The organism is Wolbachia endosymbiont (group B) of Gerris lacustris (assembly GCF_964028355.1).
In the GTDB taxonomy this organism is placed as follows: Bacteria; Pseudomonadota; Alphaproteobacteria; order Rickettsiales; family Anaplasmataceae; genus Wolbachia.
Genome location: NZ_OZ034761.1, coordinates 791,193 through 809,487 on the forward strand (window position 1 = coordinate 791,193; position 18,295 = coordinate 809,487).

Annotated in this window: 10 protein-coding genes and 4 pseudogenes; 11 read left to right on the forward strand and 3 right to left on the reverse strand. The window is 33.7% G+C overall.

Annotation, left to right across the window (positions count from 1 at the left end; genetic code table 11):
• Positions 1-22: 22 nt before the first annotated feature.
• The 4 genes from ABWU62_RS04065 (at position 23) to ABWU62_RS04080 (ending at position 9,077) form a co-directional block, all read left to right on the forward strand.
• A complete protein-coding gene (locus ABWU62_RS04065; protein WP_353287622.1) occupies positions 23-4,729 on the forward strand; it encodes an OTU domain-containing protein in 4,707 nt (1,568 codons plus the stop codon).
• A 224-nt stretch (positions 4,730-4,953) separates the two neighbouring features.
• Positions 4,954-6,897, forward strand: coding sequence for a hypothetical protein (locus ABWU62_RS04070; protein WP_353287623.1), 1,944 nt, complete (start codon positions 4,954-4,956; stop codon positions 6,895-6,897).
• Positions 6,898-6,948: 51 nt separating this feature from the next.
• Positions 6,949-7,954 (forward strand): IS630 family transposase gene (locus ABWU62_RS04075; protein ID WP_353287090.1). Its coding sequence is split into 2 segments (ribosomal slippage): positions 6,949-7,410 and positions 7,412-7,954, totalling 1,005 coding nucleotides; the frame shifts between segments, so codons are not numbered across the junction.
• Entirely contained in the window at positions 7,932-9,077 is a 1,146-nt protein-coding gene (locus ABWU62_RS04080) for an ankyrin repeat domain-containing protein (RefSeq protein WP_353287624.1), read from the forward strand. Before ABWU62_RS04075 ends, ABWU62_RS04080 begins: the two co-directional genes overlap by 23 nt.
• A 333-nt stretch (positions 9,078-9,410) precedes the next feature.
• On the opposite strand, the gene ABWU62_RS04085 is transcribed toward ABWU62_RS04080, so the two are convergent.
• On the reverse strand, positions 9,411-10,328 hold the full coding sequence (locus tag ABWU62_RS04085; protein ID WP_353287625.1) for an Rpn family recombination-promoting nuclease/putative transposase: 918 nt from the start codon (positions 10,326-10,328) through the stop codon (positions 9,411-9,413).
• A 381-nt stretch (positions 10,329-10,709) separates the two neighbouring features.
• On the opposite strand from ABWU62_RS04085, the gene rnhA reads away from it, so the two are divergent.
• The 4 genes and pseudogenes from rnhA to ABWU62_RS04105 form a co-directional block, all read left to right on the forward strand.
• The gene (gene rnhA, locus ABWU62_RS04090; RefSeq protein WP_410542189.1) at positions 10,710-11,243 is read left to right on the forward strand and encodes a ribonuclease HI; all 534 of its coding nucleotides are present in this window, start codon (positions 10,710-10,712) and stop codon (positions 11,241-11,243) included.
• Positions 11,234-11,824, forward strand: a pseudogene (gene mutL / locus ABWU62_RS04095) (DNA mismatch repair endonuclease MutL); the annotation flags it as partial. The gene rnhA and the pseudogene mutL, both read left to right, overlap by 10 nt.
• A 22-nt stretch (positions 11,825-11,846) precedes the next feature.
• Positions 11,847-12,851 (forward strand): annotated as a pseudogene (locus ABWU62_RS04100) (IS630 family transposase).
• 614 nt (positions 12,852-13,465) lie between these two features.
• A pseudogene (locus ABWU62_RS04105) lies at positions 13,466-13,555 on the forward strand (DUF3168 domain-containing protein); the annotation flags it as partial.
• A gap of 14 nt (positions 13,556-13,569) precedes the next feature.
• On the opposite strand, the pseudogene ABWU62_RS04110 reads toward ABWU62_RS04105, so the two are convergent.
• Positions 13,570-14,574 (reverse strand): annotated as a pseudogene (locus ABWU62_RS04110) (IS630 family transposase).
• Here ABWU62_RS04110 and ABWU62_RS04115 point away from each other — a divergent pair.
• Entirely contained in the window at positions 14,568-15,050 is a 483-nt protein-coding gene (locus tag ABWU62_RS04115) for a hypothetical protein (protein WP_353287626.1), read from the forward strand. The pseudogene ABWU62_RS04110 and the gene ABWU62_RS04115 sit on opposite strands and share 7 nt — an antisense overlap.
• Before the next feature lie 443 nt (positions 15,051-15,493).
• The gene (locus tag ABWU62_RS04120; RefSeq protein ID WP_353287627.1) at positions 15,494-16,267 is read left to right on the forward strand and encodes an ankyrin repeat domain-containing protein; all 774 of its coding nucleotides are present in this window, start codon (positions 15,494-15,496) and stop codon (positions 16,265-16,267) included.
• On the opposite strand, the gene ABWU62_RS04125 is transcribed toward ABWU62_RS04120, so the two are convergent.
• A protein-coding gene (locus tag ABWU62_RS04125) for an IS630 family transposase (RefSeq protein WP_353287151.1) occupies positions 16,230-17,235 on the reverse strand; the annotation gives its coding sequence in 2 pieces (ribosomal slippage) (positions 16,230-16,772 and positions 16,774-17,235; 1,005 coding nt in all). The genes ABWU62_RS04120 and ABWU62_RS04125 overlap by 38 nt on opposite strands.
• Before the next feature lie 198 nt (positions 17,236-17,433).
• Between ABWU62_RS04125 and ABWU62_RS04130 the strand changes: the two genes are divergently transcribed.
• Positions 17,434-17,994 carry a latrotoxin-related protein gene (locus ABWU62_RS04130; RefSeq protein WP_353287628.1) on the forward strand — a complete coding sequence of 187 codons (561 nt, stop codon included), beginning with the start codon at positions 17,434-17,436 and terminating at the stop codon, positions 17,992-17,994.
• Positions 17,995-18,295: the final 301 nt, after the last annotated feature.

The following is an 18,295-nucleotide window of genomic DNA, read 5'->3' on the forward strand; positions in this document are numbered from 1 at the left end:
ATAATATAATGAAGGGGGTTCTATGCTTAAGACACAATATCCAGCAGATCATCTAACAAAAGAAGGCGTTAATTCAAAAATTACCGAATCATCGGGTAAAATACAATATATAGAGCAAGCTAAAGAATTTTCTCAATTCAAGCGGTATCGTAGGTCTGACGCTAATTCCGAAAGTGAAAGTAGATTTAAAAGAATTAATGTTCCAGGAGATGGTAGTTGCTTATTTTGGTCTGTTACTATGGCTTACTTAATACCTGTCAGGAACGGCGATGCTTTATTTCGGCAAAGGTATAAAGCTTTATTTGGAAATGAAGGAGCTGTAACCCAAAATTTAGATCATATTAGAGGTTTGGTCCGGAATTTAAGTGCTGCGAATTATGATGATACATTTGCAAACTTAGTAAGAAATGTATTTCGCAATCGAGTAGTTGATTATATAGGTTCTCATAGGAATGAGTTCAGAGATTTTGTTGAAGGTGATTTTGAGCGTTACTTGGAAAACATGAGGAGCCCTAATACTTGGGGAGGTGAACCTGAAATAAGAGCAATGAGTGGAATACTTAGCGCAACAATTAGTGTTTCTGGTGAAGTTGAAACTCAATATGGTAATGGAGATATTCAAATACAGTTATTTCATGTTGGCGCACCGGGTAACCGAAATCATTATAATTTTGGTCTTGAGAGAGGTATTGTTGATAATGATGTAGAGCTTGCAAAAGGTTTAAAAAAAGTCATGGGTAAAGGAAGGCCTCAAGACTTTGAATTAATACAGTTGTTAATAGAGGAAGCAGGTACAGAAGTTGGCACAAGCAAGCAAGAAGAGGATTTTAAATCTTTTGAAACAAGATTTCAGTCATTTGTGGATCAGATTCCATCTTATTTACACTCTGTAGAAAAAGCAGGATTTTTTACACACTTCTTCCTAGGTAGTTTTTCTACTTTGCTGGATACAGAAATTGCAGAAAAGTTAAATATTAAAAAGATTTATTTTAGTTTTGATACTTCAAAAACTTTAAAGGTGGCTATTGTTAAAAATGGTAAAATTGGAAATGCCAAAGATGCTATTAATAATATAGATTTATTTTCCATATCAGAAGGGAAGCGCGGCCATCAGTTTACCGCTGATGAATTGAAGGGTATATTAAGAAATAATATAGATAGGAGTAAGATTAGAGATCGGAATGTTGAGAATGAGATCATAAACATTGAGAATAAAATTCAAGACAGAATAAAATCTAGACTAGTACAGATCTACAAAGGAAAGGATGGAATTTTTGTTAATATGGAAGTTAAAGAGATACTTGATTTCCCTGCTAGTAAAGAATTTCATGAAATAGAAAAAGGAATATGGAATAATCCAGAAGTTGATATAGCTGAGCTAAATGGCTCTGATGAGGCAATAGTTGAAAGATCTCTTGAGAGAGTTCTTGGAAAGATTAGTGAAGTTCATTCTAAATATGAAAACTCATTAATCTATGATAGTAGTGCACGTGAAGCAGCACATCATGGATTTATGGTAGGCGTTTTCATGAATTTCCACTATAGGTATAATCTTAGAGTTTATCCAGAGCAATTTGCAGGTAGGGGTTATGCAGATATTATCCTGCTAGCTCGTGGTCCTGATCGTGCATTAGATTCTATTCCTATTATTATTGAGTTAAAAGCAGGAGCAGGCACTAATGCTACTCCAGATAAAGCTTTGCAACAAGCAGAAAAGTATGCACAAGGGTTTCAACCAAATGTTCAGCGAGTTTTAACTACTGCAGATAACATTTTATGTGTTGGTGTCAATCTTGATAATCCATCTCCTATCTCTGACGTTAGGGTATCGAATCGTAGGGAAAGAATAATTCCTCTTTTTCAAGATATGCTAAAATCCTCTGATGATTGGGATACGCAAGAAATTTATACAAACGCACTAAAAAAACGAATAAAAAATAATATAGAACGTATTTACCATACATTTCCTGGTACACCAGAGAAGGGAGATAATCATTATTTTAGCAGGTTTTTACTGGGGCAATCACTACTGTTAAATAGAATTGAAGATTTAAAAACTGGTTTCAAAAAATACATTTTTATCTATGGAAACAATATACCTACCGAGGTACATCCTAATCTTCGTGGGCCTGGACGTCTAGCAGCTCAAAGAAGCAGAGAAGCATTATCAACTAACCTTGATGCAAGCCACGCAGTTGTAACAATGGTGCTCATTCCAGAAAATACAAAGAAGTTGGTTTATGTGATAAATATTGTTGAAGCTAACAGAAAAGATATTTTGAACGGGCTGAATGAAGAGCTCCCTCTTGATAGATTAAATAGAGAAATAGGGAATAGGGAAATAGTCGAATTAAATCTTAATTTTGATACTAGATACAAGTCAGATTTTAAAAGATATCTTACTATTTGGACTGAAAAATACAATTCTTTACAAGAATACAACAACGGAGCTGATAGATTTCAAGGTACTTTCAAAGAAGTTCCTTATCCCAGTAAGTTAAAAGAAACATTTGATCAAGCATTAGATGCTCAGTCTTTATCAATAGACGAATATAATAAATTGTTAGAAAAAATTGGAGAAGGAATATTCCCTTTTAAGAGTCTCGTTAATAAAGAAGCTCATTTCCAAGGAATATTGAATGGAGTGTTTAGTTATTATAGCGACCTAAAATTACAGGAATCACCAGAAACTAGAGCATTAGTTTTAACTGAGTTTCAAACTGGTGGAGGAGAACGTATTGACATGCTAGTTCATGGTATTAAGTTTGTAGCTCAAGATGGAAATGCTGAGGAGTACACACCAATAGGGTTGGAACTTAAGACATCAAGGCAGGGCAAAGGAGCTCAAGCTTTATTGAGGGAAGCAAATGATCAAATAAATGAAGAGTACAAAGAAGGTGTTACCTATAAAACACTTACAGATGGTGATGAGGTAAAATTTATCGGTGTTGTTTTCGATAAAGGATCTAATAATCCGAATAAACTTATTTTAACAAGTAGGACAGCCGAGGAAGGATTTATTCCTGTTGGAGTAGTTCATAGTTCAGTTCATATGTTACCTGCTTGCTCTAAAGGAAAGAAAAGAGAACCTTCATCGCCGGAGTATCCACTAAGTAAAAAACCAAGAAGAGAAAGAAGCGTGAATATGGCCTGCATAGATTCGTTTGATGAAGAAAAGATTACGGATGAGGAAAAAGAAGGACTTATTAAGGAGTTATTTGGTATTGAAGCTCGTGACACAAAAATTATAACAATAGATTCTTCTCAAATGAGGATTGATGGTGGTAAAATGAATGTAAAATTCAAAGACAATAGTGGTAATGATAAAGAATTAATAATAGATGATGCTGCAAATATTAAGAGTATAGAAAGTTATATACTGGATAAGGAAAATCTTGAGATAAAGTTAAAAGTAAGTAGCGATAAAGAGTATGCTATAATAGAAGAAATTAAAGGACAAGGTATTGAACATTATTTAAACATCGATGGTTATAAAGTAAAACTTGATAGTATAATTAAAAATTTTACTACAGATCCAGAAAGAGAGAAAATTCATAATAAATTACATCAACTATCAAATGATAAGCAGTTGTTAGAGAATAAAAAATACATTGAAGACATAGGTGATGTTCAAACTAATCAAGATTACAATGATATTGTAAAGGAAATTAAACAGAATTTATTAGCAAAAGGAGTTAGGGAAGATACTTTCGACAGGTTTAAAAGTCATTTTGATGATCTTGGTGAAAAAATTTTTGCGGATTATATTAGTAATGTGGAAAGCAGTCTTAATGGGAAAGGAATTGCATTTGATCGTGATAAATTTGATTCAGCGAAAATAAAAGGAGCAAAAGGTGGAAAGTTTTTTTCCATGATGGCTATATATGACTTGCTTGATAGTATAGGTGATACAGCAACACTTGGACGACATGATAATAATGCTTTAAAGCAAGTATTTGGTATCAATGGTATACTAGATGCTATGGATGATGTTAGGACGAGTGTAAGTATTTCTTCTAATAGTAAAGTAGGAAAATTGATTGGTAAAGTACCACAACCTGTACGTCAAACGTTTGTTAAGATTATCAGTAACCCCATAGTTCAAGGTATTACATTTGCAACTATTGCTTATCAATTTGGGTATAGTATAAATGAAATAGCTCAAGGTAATCATCATCCACTAAATTATTATTGGACAACAAGTAGTGGTGTAAAACTAGCAAGTATGAGCATAAGGCCTATAAGTGCAGGGGTTAGTTTTACGATAAAAAGTGTAAGTGCTACTACTAAGATTTTAAGGGGGTTATCTGCTGCAGGCAAAGTTTTAGGTAGGATGTCAGTATTTACTATGGTTCCTGATATTGTGTTTTCATTGCATCAGTCCTTATACAGTAGAACAATGGAAGCGCAAGCAATAGCAGCACAAATTCCTATATCTAATATTGATCGTACTAAAATATTTTTTTCAAATTCCGAAAAAGCAATATACGAAGACTATATAAGGATAAAGGGTTATTTAAATACTGTGAAAAGCAATGCCATAAATTACCTCAATTCTGACCCTAATATAGCTGCAGTTGTACAATATGTTTCTTCCATTCAGGAAAAGTACCATGAGGTAATTACTACCATTAAAGAAAGGACCATTTGTATGGGTAGCGGGATTGGTTGCAATACTGTGTGGGAGTGTGAATTAGAAAAAAATATGATGGCATCTCCTTTGATGTAACTTCTAATATAAAAACTGATTTATCTTCATTAAATATATCTAGACCTCTCTACTTAGAATTTTATCAGCTGGATGACATAGGCGCTACAAGATTTAGGAGTACTAAAAAATATGAAGAGTTTCTTGCAAAACAAGAAAAGAAAAAAGTTTATTTGATTAGTAAAGAGGCAAAGTACCTTCCCCATATAACTCAAGACGAGTACAATAGCGGGCTGAGAGTCGTAATGGCCCCATCAGGACATTTAATACCACAACATCAATGTAGTGGCATAATTAATGAACAACGTATATTCCGGCTCTACGCTTTGGATAAGGTATATATGCCTTGCAATACTGGCAAAACCTATAGAAACTGTCAAGAGAGCTTTACTCTCTCAGGTGAACCTTTTATTTTTACTAGTCCAACAATAAAAGATCCTAGTAATACAAAAAAGCAAACCTTTCCTAAAGGATCAGTATTATACATTTCAGGACCGAAAATATTGACAGCAGCTGCAAATTATCCAGCAGTAATGCATATTCCAGAGGGTAGTAATATACGTTATATTGGCTCTAAAAACAATGAAACTATTTTTATTATTAATAATTCTATGTCTGGTACCCTCAAAGGTGGAGCAGGAAAAGAAAATACTCTAGTAATGAATGTTAAAGCTAATAATATCGCTGCAAATTTGCATAGTGGAACTATACGTTATGGTAATAGTAATAACATAAGATTGGTTAACACATATAACTATGTATCTAACTCTGACAACAAGCAAAATATTACTACTCACTGTGAAACGAGATTAATTAATGTAAAAAACGCGGAAGTTTGGCAAAATTCATCTAACTGCACAGATAAAGATTATGAAGTTAGAGTGGTCAACAAAGAAAATGTACATCACAGAGGATTGAAGCAAACAGTGTTTATTATTAATGAAAACAGTGATAGTGCTAGGATAGTAAGTGATTTAGGCAGTACAGGAAAAATAAAGGGGAATATTGACGTAATAAGTGTTCAAGTTGCTAATATCACACAGTGGGGAATAAGTGAAGATATAGAAAAGGTCGGCTATAGCTTAGATCTTTTAGCTAATGATACACAAAGTATTGTTTCAAGTACTAAAATCGATGATTTTAAAAATCTAATAATTCAAGTAAACTGTAGTGGAGTAACAGAATCTGTTGCAATACAAGACAAGTCTTTGTTTGATACGGCGGAGGATATTAGGTATCAAAAGTTGAAAAATTCAGGCAATGATATTAGTGGAGAAGTTATACAGGATAGTGAAAAGAAGTTAAAAGCATTTATACAAGCAAGTATTCTAGATCAAGAGTTACTTGATACTTATCAAATTGCAAAAGGTATTGCTGATGACAATAATTTTGACATACCAGTATCTCAAGTAGAAGTCATTAAAAATCACATGGGAATACCTAGTGAAAAAGTGATAATTGCTTGCATGTACTCAGGTCAAGTCATTGTTGATTTTAGCTATAATAATTCTGACGTTACAAGTAGTTATCAGAAATACCTTAATGGTGGACGGAACTATGGTTATGATGACTATCTGATGCTGTGTAATTACTATCAGGACATTACAATAGAAGGAGAGAAAGAGCAACACCAGTATATTATCAAACTACCAGATACATTAAATAGCAAAATTTCATCGTCGCCAATAAGGCTCAATTTAAAAATAAAAAATAAAGCAGTACCTATACCTTATAGTATCATTGATTTTGCTGAGTTAAGTGTAATAGGTATTGATAGTATAAGAATAGAACAAGGTAAAAGGGATTATATAAATGAATGTTATGGCAAATCAATCTCTGACCTTACAGAGGATAGTTTAGAGATACAAGATATTACAATACTTGATAGTAAAGGTACTAAATGGTCTTTATCCATTGGTTTAGTTGATTATTTTAAAAATCCAGAGAATCAACAAATTGTATCACGAATAAACAATGAGCTTTATAAAATCGATAGTGCAAACTTAAAGCTTGAGCATATAAAGATGGATCCTAACTCTTTCAGATATTATCAACCAGAGGAGCAAGGGTTACAGATTTATCATAATCAACCTATTGATAAGAGTGATGTTGGTTTGGTTGATTTTAGAGATAAATCTATATTGGATTTTGATACTAATACCAATTCCCGCTATACAAGCAACGAATAGACAATAATGGAAAAAAAGCCATACTGGAGTAAGTAAAATAGCGAGGTTTAGATGGCATTAAGATCAAAATTATTGGATGAAAAAGTGGTGGAATCAGCAAAAGAGATGCTGAAGAAAGTAAGAAATAATGCGTATGTTGCAAAAAAACTAAATGCTGTAATTGCAGCAAAAAAGCACAGTATAACAGCTGTAGCAAAAATATGTTGCATTTCGAGAAAGGCAATTACTACATGGATAAAGCACATAAAATTTGGAAGAGAAGAAAAATTATTTTCTCCACCTCAACGCCGTAGAAAAACTATATTGAACCAAAGTCAACTTGAACAAATTGAGGTGTGGATAGAGGAAAACCCCAATATTACTATTAGAGAAATGAGAATAAGAATCCAAGAAAGATTTGGTTTGAATATCAGCAAATCCACAATACATCGTAATATGCAAAGAATGAAATTCTCATATATCACACCAAGACCAGTTCATAGTGGACAGGATAAAAATAAGCAAGAGGAGTTTAAAAAAAAACCTCAATGAAACTATTGTCATGCATTCTGAAAAAGAGCTATTTTTCTTCGATGAATCACGGTTTGGTACACATTCAAAAGTTGGACATGGGTGGTTTAAAAAAGGCAGTAGGACACAGGTTAAGGTAAAATTAGGTAGGGAAAATTTTTATCTCTATAGTGCAGTTAATCCCAGAAATGGAGAGAATTTTAGCTTATTTGCACCAAACGTCAACACTGCTTGTATAAATATATTCCTTGAACAGATGTCGCAATATTTAGGAATACGAAAGGCTTTTCTCGTGATGGATTGCGCTAGTTGGCATAAGTCAAAAAGTTTAAAGATACCTAAAAATATCGAAATTATATACCTACCACCATACTCACCTGACCTCAATCCTGTTGAGAGGTTTTGGTTATATATAAAACAGAACATTTTGCGCAATAAAATCTACGATACAATTGTTCTGCTTGAGAGCGCTTTGTGTAAATTTATTACCTCTCTTTCCCCTTCCACGGTTAAACAACTCTGCAATGCTTCTTATTTGGTTCATTAATAATGAGAGTTGGTATAAGAGTAGTAATGGAAGGACTTCTCTACACTGGGCTGCAGTTGAAGGTTGCTTACCCGGAGTGGAGTATCTTATAAAGGAAGTTGCTGACATTAATGCTAAGGATAACACTAGTAGGACTCCTCTACACTATGCTGCTAGAAATGGTCATTTAGATCTGGTAAAATACCTTATAGAAGAAGGTGCTGATTTTGAGGTTAAAGACAAGGATGATAAAACACCGTTGGATCTTGCTTCTTGGAAAAAACATAATGATGTTGTAAAATATTTAGAGAAAATCAAAGAAGAAAAAGACAAAACTGTTCAACGCAAACGCCGTCATCACCATGGAGATCATGCTCGTCATCATATGTCAAGAAAACCTCTTGCTATAGATTCAAGTAATCAACCTGAGATAGCAGCAAGTAGTGGCACAAGACCATCTTCATGGATAAATGGTTTGTTTGGGTGGGTAAAAGGTTCTGTAGGTGGTTTATTTTATTCTAGAGCTGCTTTATCTGAGGAAGCATCAAATACTTCAAGTCCAATCTCACAAGTTGATGCAAAAATGGATGTAAATGGTACAATAATGTTACTTGATTTATTAACTAGAAAAGTTACAGGTCAAAAGTATATTTCTACAGTAGGTCAGTCTATATCCCCACTAGAAGCACAGGGCTATGCACTCAATATTATAAAGGGATTTGAGAAAGTAGTAGAGCAAGCTGGATTAAAAAGTGGTGTATCAATGCATCGATTAAATATTGATTATATGAGAATGCAGAAAGAGATTACTAGAAAAGTCATGAGTGGTAAATTTAATGAGATTTCAGGGATTTTAAAATCGTATGTAGAGAAAGCGTGTCCTGGTGAAGAAGCTGGTAAATTAAGTCCGAAGAAATTTGAAAAGTTTATAGCTCAATTTAATAAGGGTCTGCTAAATCAATCAATAGAGCAGATATTACACAACAGAGATGGTACATTAGAAGTTGATGATGGAAAAAAACAGCAAATGAGTTTAGAACCTCAAAGTTATTTAAGTAATGCTTCTGTTCAAATCCATTCAAAAGTATCAACTTGTCTTTCTGAGATAGGAGTAACCAAGCTTGGAAATACTTTGAGTAAGTAGATGAGAATATGGAAGATATAATATGCCAAATAGTGAAAAGTAAAGGTGATAGAATTAGCCAAAATCATTAGGGAAACCAGTATCAAGTTTGATGGTCTTAATACTAAAATGGATGAAGTAGACATTAAATGCTAAGTGGTTAATGTGTTTTCCATATTGGACTTACAGCACGTAGCTTTGATATAGAAGTTTGGGTAACGTTATGATAGTAATTTATATAATTCTATGTGCAATCTTTATAGCCATTTTAGACAGTTCACTAGATTCTTAATTAGAGGATATGTCTAACTTAGAGAAGGTTTTCATAAATGTTAAAGTAAATAAGTAGGGATATTATGTTTTTTTCTTAAGTTGCAAAATTTCAGAATGAGAGAGACCGGTAATTTGAGCTATAACATCAATAGAGACACCGGCCTTGAGTGAGTTTTTGGCTACTTCAATATCCCTTTCTTTGCGACCTTCCACTCTGCCTTTTTCATGGCCGATGAGGATGCCTTCTTGTCTACCTTTTTGAGTGGCATCATCGAGTTTTTGAGCAAGAACAGCCTGTTCATCACGAATACGCTTGATTTCTTGTTCATAAGCAATAAATTCTTTTTCTGACCAGTTGAATCTATTTAGCTCTTCATAGGCCTTTCTAATTATTAGATCACTACCTATTATTTTTTCCAGCTCTTCTTCACTAGTCTCATCTGCATATTTGAAGAAGTAAACCCATTTCTCGACTATACTTGAAAGCTGATCCTCTTTGGTTTTTGGAAATTTAGGCAACTCAATAAATATAAAATAAAAATCTTTAAGATCGTGTTCATTAGTGTCTTCATCTCTAATAGTATGCTTTGACTTATACTCAGATTTATCAGGAAATAAAATACAGTCTGCTATAGCAATAAAGATAATTTCCTTAAGGTCATGATATTGATCGCCTTTGTCAGCCTGTCTTGAATAGGCTTTAGCAGCATAGTATTGAGCACGTTTTTCAAAGCCCTTAGTTTTAGCGACCTGCATTTCGACTATCACTTGCAGCCCATTTTCATCTCTACAAAGAACATCAACAATGCTTTGTTTTTTAGAAGCAATATCAGGGTCTTGAATAGTACTTAAGAACTCTATATCCTTTATTGTACTTTTGCCAGTGAAGCCAAGGATATCATTAAGGAAGTGAATAAGAATATCCTTATTTTTTTCAGTGCCAAAGATGCGCTTGAACGATATATCATTTTTTGGATCGAGAAACTTCGAAAGAGCCATGAGAAAGTAAGATAAAAAGCATTAACAATTATACACAATTGTGAAGAAATATTCAACCCTTTTGTTTTTCTAAGCTTTGAATGTGTTGATGAAAAAAAACATCTGTCAAAGATCACCTGAGAATTACATTTTAGGCTTTAGATGTAGTGTTAGTCATCGTTTTATAACTGCCTTAAAACCCTAGCAAATGAACCGATAAGCTATAAAAAGTTTCAAAAACACTTTGGTGTAGGCTCCAAAAAAATGCAAGTACAAAGACTCAAATACGATTACCTAACATCGAGAGGACGGGCTCCCTACACCTTGTATATGATAAAGATCTTGAAACTTCATGTCAACATTTTCAGTAGCAAATTTACGTTGAATCTATATCCTGTCAATATGGACAAAAAGAAGGTTATAATATATACAGATGGAGCATGTTCTGGAAATCCGGGGCCTGGTGGATGGGCAGCCGTGGTGATGTATGAAAATAAAAGTATCTTTATCAAAAAACGCATCTCTGGAGGTGAAGAAAACACAACGAATAACAAAATGGAATTAAAGGCTGTGATTAATGGGCTAAAGATGTTGAAAGTTTCTTGCAAAGTTATTTTACACACTGATAGTCGTTATATTAAGCAAGGTATAACAGAGTGGATCAATAAATGGAAGGTAAATGGTTGGAAGACAACCGATAAAAAGCCAGTGAAGAACAGGGAATTATGGCAGGAACTAGATGAAGTTGCTTTACAGCATGATGTTAATTGGAAGTGGGTTAGAGCTCACAGTGGTAATACCTATAATGAAGAGGCAGATAGACTTGCTAGAAAGGAATCTAAAAAGCTAAAATATAGAGATTGTGAGGTCAAGAAATCACCAAAAAATAGAGGGAACTCTAAGTTTCATAGATTGGGTGGAGTATTATGGCAATAATTCTTTTAAACACAAAAACTATAAATCGTATAGCAGCGGGAGAGGTAATAGAGAGGCCAGCAAGTGTAGTAAAGGAATTAGTAGAAAATGCAATAGATGCTGGAAGTTCAGAAATAGAGATCAAAATAGAAAGTGGTGGGCGTAACCTTATAACTGTGACAGATGATGGAAATGGAATAGAAAAGGAAGATTTGGAACTTGCGTTTATGCGCCACGCTACTTCAAAATTAAGCGATAGTGAGTTAATAGAAATCAAACATCTTGGATTTAGGGGAGAAGCTTTGCCTTCAATTGCAGCAGTAAGTAGAATGAAATTATCGTCTAAGGCAAGTGGAGCAAAGGAAGCATGGTCTATAAGGTATGAGGGAGGAGAAAAAATAAGAGAGATTACACCTTGTTCTTTGCTACAGGGTACATATATTGAAGTTCGTGACTTATTTTTTGCCACACCAAATAGATTAAAATTTCTAAAAACCGAGAGGGCAGAAACACAAAGCATTGTTGATATTGTAAATAACTTATACCAATTCCCGCTATACAAGCAACGAATAGACAATAATGGAAAAAAAGCCATACTGGAGTAAGTAAAATAGCGAGGTTTAGATGGCATTAAGATCAAAATTATTGGATGAAAAAGTGGTGGAATCAGCAAAAGAGATGCTGAAGAAAGTAAGAAATAATGCGTATGTTGCAAAAAAACTAAATGCTGTAATTGCAGCAAAAAAGCACAGTATAACAGCTGTAGCAAAAATATGTTGCATTTCGAGAAAGGCAATTACTACATGGATAAAGCACATAAAATTTGGAAGAGAAGAAAAATTATTTTCTCCACCTCAACGCCGTAGAAAAACTATATTGAACCAAAGTCAACTTGAACAAATTGAGGTGTGGATAGAGGAAAACCCCAATATTACTATTAGAGAAATGAGAATAAGAATCCAAGAAAGATTTGGTTTGAATATCAGCAAATCCACAATACATCGTAATATGCAAAGAATGAAATTCTCATATATCACACCAAGACCAGTTCATAGTGGACAGGATAAAAATAAGCAAGAGGAGTTTAAAAAAAAACCTCAATGAAACTATTGTCATGCATTCTGAAAAAGAGCTATTTTTCTTCGATGAATCACGGTTTGGTACACATTCAAAAGTTGGACATGGGTGGTTTAAAAAAGGCAGTAGGACACAGGTTAAGGTAAAATTAGGTAGGGAAATTTTTATCTCTATAGTGCAGTTAATCCCAGAAATGGAGAGAATTTTAGCTTATTTGCACCAAACGTCAACACTGCTTGTATAAATATATTCCTTGAACAGATGTCGCAATATTTAGGAATACGAAAGGCTTTTCTCGTGATGGATTGCGCTAGTTGGCATAAGTCAAAAAGTTTAAAGATACCTAAAAATATCGAAATTATATACCTACCACCATACTCACCTGACCTCAATCCTGTTGAGAGGTTTTGGTTATATATAAAACAGAACATTTTGCGCAATAAAATCTACGATACAATTGTTCTGCTTGAGAGCGCTTTGTGTAAATTTATTACCTCTCTTTCCCCTTCCACGGTTAAACAACTCTGCAATGCTTCTTATTTGGTTCATTAATAATGAGAGTTGGTATTAGTTATTATTTTAGTGACGTAGGGAGCTATATTGAATTTTCAATTATTTGAGCATAATAAGAGCTGATTTTGTATATGAAGCTGGTTATGATAGTGTTCCTGAGCAAATAAAGCTAGGCATTATGCAGCATGTTTCTGCTCTTTATAAAAATCGTGAATCAGAAGTAAGTAGCCACTTATCTGAAGTGAAGAAGGTATATTCTCCATTTCGCGAACCAAAGGTTGTTTTGTAGTTCCTGTTTGTCATTCGATAGCAGATACAACAGATCCAAGTAGCCCCTTCGGTGTCATCCGAGTAGCCCCTTCGGTGTCATTCCAGTGCTGACTGTACAAAAATTGTAACTTAATTCCATAAGGGAAGGTGTCATCCCAATGCTTCTGTACGAATATTGTAACTTACGTTCTTAAGGAAAGGTGTTATCCCAGTACTGGTATTCAGGAAAATTGATTGTAAATGAGCAAACATTTTCAATAAAATGACCAACAAGAAGAATAGTTAATTCATTTAGATAAAACTGGATTCCAGTACTGGAATGACACCAAAGGGGCCACTGGAGTAACAACCTCTATTATATCTGCAAATCGCAAGGATTAATTATGGAAAAAATTCAAGTTATAAATGAGTTGTATAATACTATTTATGCGGCATTAAAAGCAAACTCTGATTTAAAAAAATATGTTACTAATACCAACTCTCATTATTAATGAACCAAATAAGAAGCATTGCAGAGTTGTTTAACCGTGGAAGGGGAAAGAGAGGTAATAAATTTACACAAAGCGCTCTCAAGCAGAACAATTGTATCGTAGATTTTATTGCGCAAAATGTTCTGTTTTATATATAACCAAAACCTCTCAACAGGATTGAGGTCAGGTGAGTATGGTGGTAGGTATATAATTTCGATATTTTTAGGTATCTTTAAACTTTTTGACTTATGCCAACTAGCGCAATCCATCACGAGAAAAGCCTTTCGTATTCCTAAATATTGCGACATCTGTTCAAGGAATATATTTATACAAGCAGTGTTGACGTTTGGTGCAAATAAGCTAAAATTCTCTCCATTTCTGGGATTAACTGCACTATAGAGATAAAAATTTCCCTACCTAATTTTACCTTAACCTGTGTCCTACTGCCTTTTTTAAACCACCCATGTCCAACTTTTGAATGTGTACCAAACCGTGATTCATCGAAGAAAAATAGCTCTTTTTCAGAATGCATGACAATAGTTTCATTGAGGTTTTTTTTTAAACTCCTCTTGCTTATTTTTATCCTGTCCACTATGAACTGGTCTTGGTGTGATATATGAGAATTTCATTCTTTGCATATTACGATGTATTGTGGATTTGCTGATATTCAAACCAAATCTTTCTTGGATTCTTATTCTCATTTCTCTAATAGTAATATTGGGGTTTTCCTCTATCCACACCTCAATTTGTTCAAGTTGACTTTGGTTCAATATAGTTTTTCTACGGCGTTGAGGTGGAGAAAATAATTTTTCTTCTCTTCCAAATTTTATGTGCTTTATCCATGTAGTAATTGCCTTTCTCGAAATGCAACATATTTTTGCTACAGCTGTTATACTGTGCTTTTTTGCTGCAATTACAGCATTTAGTTTTTTTGCAACATACGCATTATTTCTTACTTTCTTCAGCATCTCTTTTGCTGATTCCACCACTTTTTCATCCAATAATTTTGATCTTAATGCCATCTAAACCTCGCTATTTTACTTACTCCAGTATGGCTTTTTTTCCATTATTGTCTATTCGTTGCTTGTATAGCGGGAATTGGTATAAGTATTCTTCTTTAGGGCAAGGTGTTAGTATGAAACCCGAACTCAAGAACCGTTTGCACAATCATGCTTCAGGTGTTATTCGCTGCCCTGAAGCACAATCCTTAGCTTTAGACTTAAGAATACAATTACATAAAAGATGCCATGAGAGATCTACATATTTCAGCAAATCTAAAAAAAGAAAATTAGAAAATATAAATGCAACATTTAAGGAAAATACATCAAATATACAACTGTTTCAAAGTAGTCAGAATCTACCATCAGACATATCAATGCAACGCGAAGATCTTTTTGACGGAACGGAAAATATGGTTAGTGTAACTAATGAGATGCCTATGTTTTCATTTAACAGTGTTGCTGTAGAACCTGTGAATAACGAGAATTTAAGAAGATAATTTTACAATAAGCTATCTAGTTTTATGAGAGGAACATTCAAAAAAAACCCGAGAGATAAAATAATAAATTGATATAAAGAAAAGTTTGTACGAATCAAGCGGTAGTCCAACTGATCCCAAGAAAAATTCTTCTCACGCCTGCTGGTTTTGGTTGTTGAAAATAGTTAGGTCGTTTAATTTTTTATGTTATGTTTTAATAAGTTAATTGCAATTCATTGCATAGAAAATTTTTAAATAGGGATTGACAAGTTTTAGAGATGGAGTATTTTATGAAAAGTATATTGAGCTATTAATTTTTTATGTATAGTAAATATGATAGTGAAAATATTTTTCTTTATGTTATTAGGTAGCTGTTTTATTTAGAAAAGGATATTTTTTCTTATTTGAGATTGAATACCTTACTTTTGCCTAATTAAATTAGATGGTTTTATATGGAGGGTTAAATGATTTCTGGTGATGATAATGAATTATTTGCTGCTGTACGTAGTGGAGATGCTAATCTAGTTGCAGATCTTCTCAATAAGGGGGCTAATGTTAATGCTAAGGACAATAATGGCAATACTCCTCTGCACTTAGCTGCTCTCGCAGATGAATTACGGATAGTAGAAAAGCTTATAGAGGGAGGGGCTGATGTTAATGCTAAGAACAATCATAGTGCTACTCCTCTGCACTGGGCTGCTCTTAACCAGAACTGCAGTATAGTAGAAAAGCTTATAGAGAAAGGGGCTGATATTAATGCTAAGAACAATAATGGCAATACTCCTTTGCATTGGGCTGTTAAAAGTAGTCATTTAGAAGTAGCTGAATTTCTTATAAGTAAGAATGCTGACATTAACACTAAAAATAAAGATGATTGGACACCTTTGCACTCTGCAGATGCTCGTGGCAACTTGAATGTAGTTGAGCTCATTCTTAAAAAAGGGGATGATGTTGATGCTATAGGGGCTTTAACCGTGGCAAATACGCTTAATGAAGAAAACAGCTTAGAAATACGAAACCTTCTAGAAGAAAGAATAAGAAGAAATGAAGAAATCACCCAACATCTTAATTTACAAGAAGAAAGCAGCTCCCTATCAACACGTTTCCATAATCGCCGTAGTATTGCACAAGAAGATGAAAATTCGTTGCAAAATGATAAGATAGGTCCTAATAAAATAGGAGTTATACCAACTCTCATTATTAATGAACCAAATAAGAAGCATTGCAGAGTTGTTTAACCGTGGAAGGGGAAAGAGAGGTAATAAATTTACACAAAGCGCTCTCAAGCAGAACAATTGTATCGTAGATTTTATTGCGCAAAATGTTCTGTTTTATATATAACCAAAACCTCTCAACAGGATTGAGGTCAGGTGAGTATGGTGGTAGGTATATAATTTCGATATTTTTAGGTATCTTTAAACTTTTTGACTTATGCCAACTAGCGCAATCCATCACGAGAAAAGCCTTTCGTATTCCTAAATATTGCGACATCTGTTCAAGGAATATATTTATACAAGCAGTGTTGACGTTTGGTGCAAATAAGCTAAAATTCTCTCCATTTCTGGGATTAACTGCACTATAGAGATAAAAATTTTCCCTACCTAATTTTACCTTAACCTGTGTCCTACTGCCTTTTTTAAACCACCCATGTCCAACTTTTGAATGTGTACCAAACCGTGATTCATCGAAGAAAAATAGCTCTTTTTCAGAATGCATGACAATAGTTTCATTGAGGTTTTTTTTTAAACTCCTCTTGCTTATTTTTATCCTGTCCACTATGAACTGGTCTTGGTGTGATATATGAGAATTTCATTCTTTGCATATTACGATGTATTGTGGATTTGCTGATATTCAAACCAAATCTTTCTTGGATTCTTATTCTCATTTCTCTAATAGTAATATTGGGGTTTTCCTCTATCCACACCTCAATTTGTTCAAGTTGACTTTGGTTCAATATAGTTTTTCTACGGCATTGAGGTGGAGAAAATAATTTTTCTTCTCTTCCAAATTTTATGTGCTTTATCCATGTAGTAATTGCCTTTCTCGAAATGCAACATATTTTTGCTACAGCTGTTATACTGTGCTTTTTTGCTGCAATTACAGCATTTAGTTTTTTTGCAACATACGCATTATTTCTTACTTTCTTCAGCATCTCTTTTGCTGATTCCACCACTTTTTCATCCAATAATTTTGATCTTAATGCCATCTAAACCTCGCTATTTTACTTACTCCAGTATGGCTTTTTTTCCATTATTGTCTATTCGTTGCTTGTATAGCGGGAATTGGTATTACAAGCGGAACAAGTAAGCCATCTTCATTTATCAATATTTTTGCTTACACTACAGTAGATACTGTTAAAGGTGTTTTTCAGTTTATTTCTTCTCCTTTTAAGGCAGCCATAGGTATGCAACCTTCTAAAGCTATTACAGTCCAAGGTATTGATACGGATGGTATACTTCTTTTATTAGGTGTATTTATAAGCAAAATCACAGGTCAGAAATACATTTCTACAGTAAATCAGTCTATGTGTTCACTAGAAGCACAGGGCTATGCATTAAATATTATAGAGGAATTTGAGAAAGTAGTAGAGCAAGCTGCATTAAAAAGTGGGATATCAATACATCGGTTAAATATTGATTGTGTAGAAATGCAGAAAGAGGTTACTGCAAAAATCACGGGTGGTAAGTTTAATGAGATTTCAGGATTTTTAAACTCATATGTAGAGCAAGCATGCCACGATAGAGAAACAGGTAAGTTAAGTCCAAAGAAGTTTAACAAATTTATGGTTGTATTTAATAAGGAACTAGATTTAATAGTAAATCAATCAATGCAACAGATATTATACAATAGAGATAATACATTAGAAGTTGAAGAACAGCAAATAAACTTAGAGCCTCAAAGTTGTTTAAGTAATACTTCTGTTCAAGGTCGTTTAATTCAGGATAAGGTTAAATTAATTTTTTAATCTCATCTACCGAAAGGCCAGTGATTTCAGTGATAACATCTATAGAGACACCGGCCTTTATTTTGTATGCATTCAAGCAATACGTGACTATTACTCCACCTAAAAAATAATTTACACTGTCTTTCATAGAGGAAAATCTTTTGCTCTACTGACAAATACCTCTCATTATGTATCGTATAGCATTAATAATTGTTCTGATTTTGTGCTTTCTTGGCCACACCCTGTGCAACTCTTGGCTCAAGAAATTTCCATTTTTTGTCACTTACATCACCTGGGTATATTTTTTACTGATCCTATCATA

Excerpts from the sequence above, each read along its gene's own strand:
- ABWU62_RS04130 (WP_353287628.1), top strand. The coding sequence starts at position 17,434 with ATGCAACCTTCTAAAGCTATTACAGTCCAAGGTATTGATACGGATGGT.
- ABWU62_RS04115 (WP_353287626.1), top strand. The coding sequence starts at position 14,568 with ATGCCATCTAAACCTCGCTATTTTACTTACTCCAGTATGGCTTTTTTT.
- ABWU62_RS04080 (WP_353287624.1), top strand. The coding sequence starts at position 7,932 with ATGCTTCTTATTTGGTTCATTAATAATGAGAGTTGGTATAAGAGTAGT.
- ABWU62_RS04065 (WP_353287622.1), top strand. The coding sequence starts at position 23 with ATGCTTAAGACACAATATCCAGCAGATCATCTAACAAAAGAAGGCGTT.
- ABWU62_RS04070 (WP_353287623.1), top strand. The coding sequence starts at position 4,954 with ATGGCCCCATCAGGACATTTAATACCACAACATCAATGTAGTGGCATA.
- rnhA (WP_410542189.1), top strand. The coding sequence starts at position 10,710 with ATGGACAAAAAGAAGGTTATAATATATACAGATGGAGCATGTTCTGGA.
- ABWU62_RS04085 (WP_353287625.1), bottom strand. The coding sequence starts at position 10,328 with ATGGCTCTTTCGAAGTTTCTCGATCCAAAAAATGATATATCGTTCAAG.
- ABWU62_RS04120 (WP_353287627.1), top strand. The coding sequence starts at position 15,494 with ATGATTTCTGGTGATGATAATGAATTATTTGCTGCTGTACGTAGTGGA.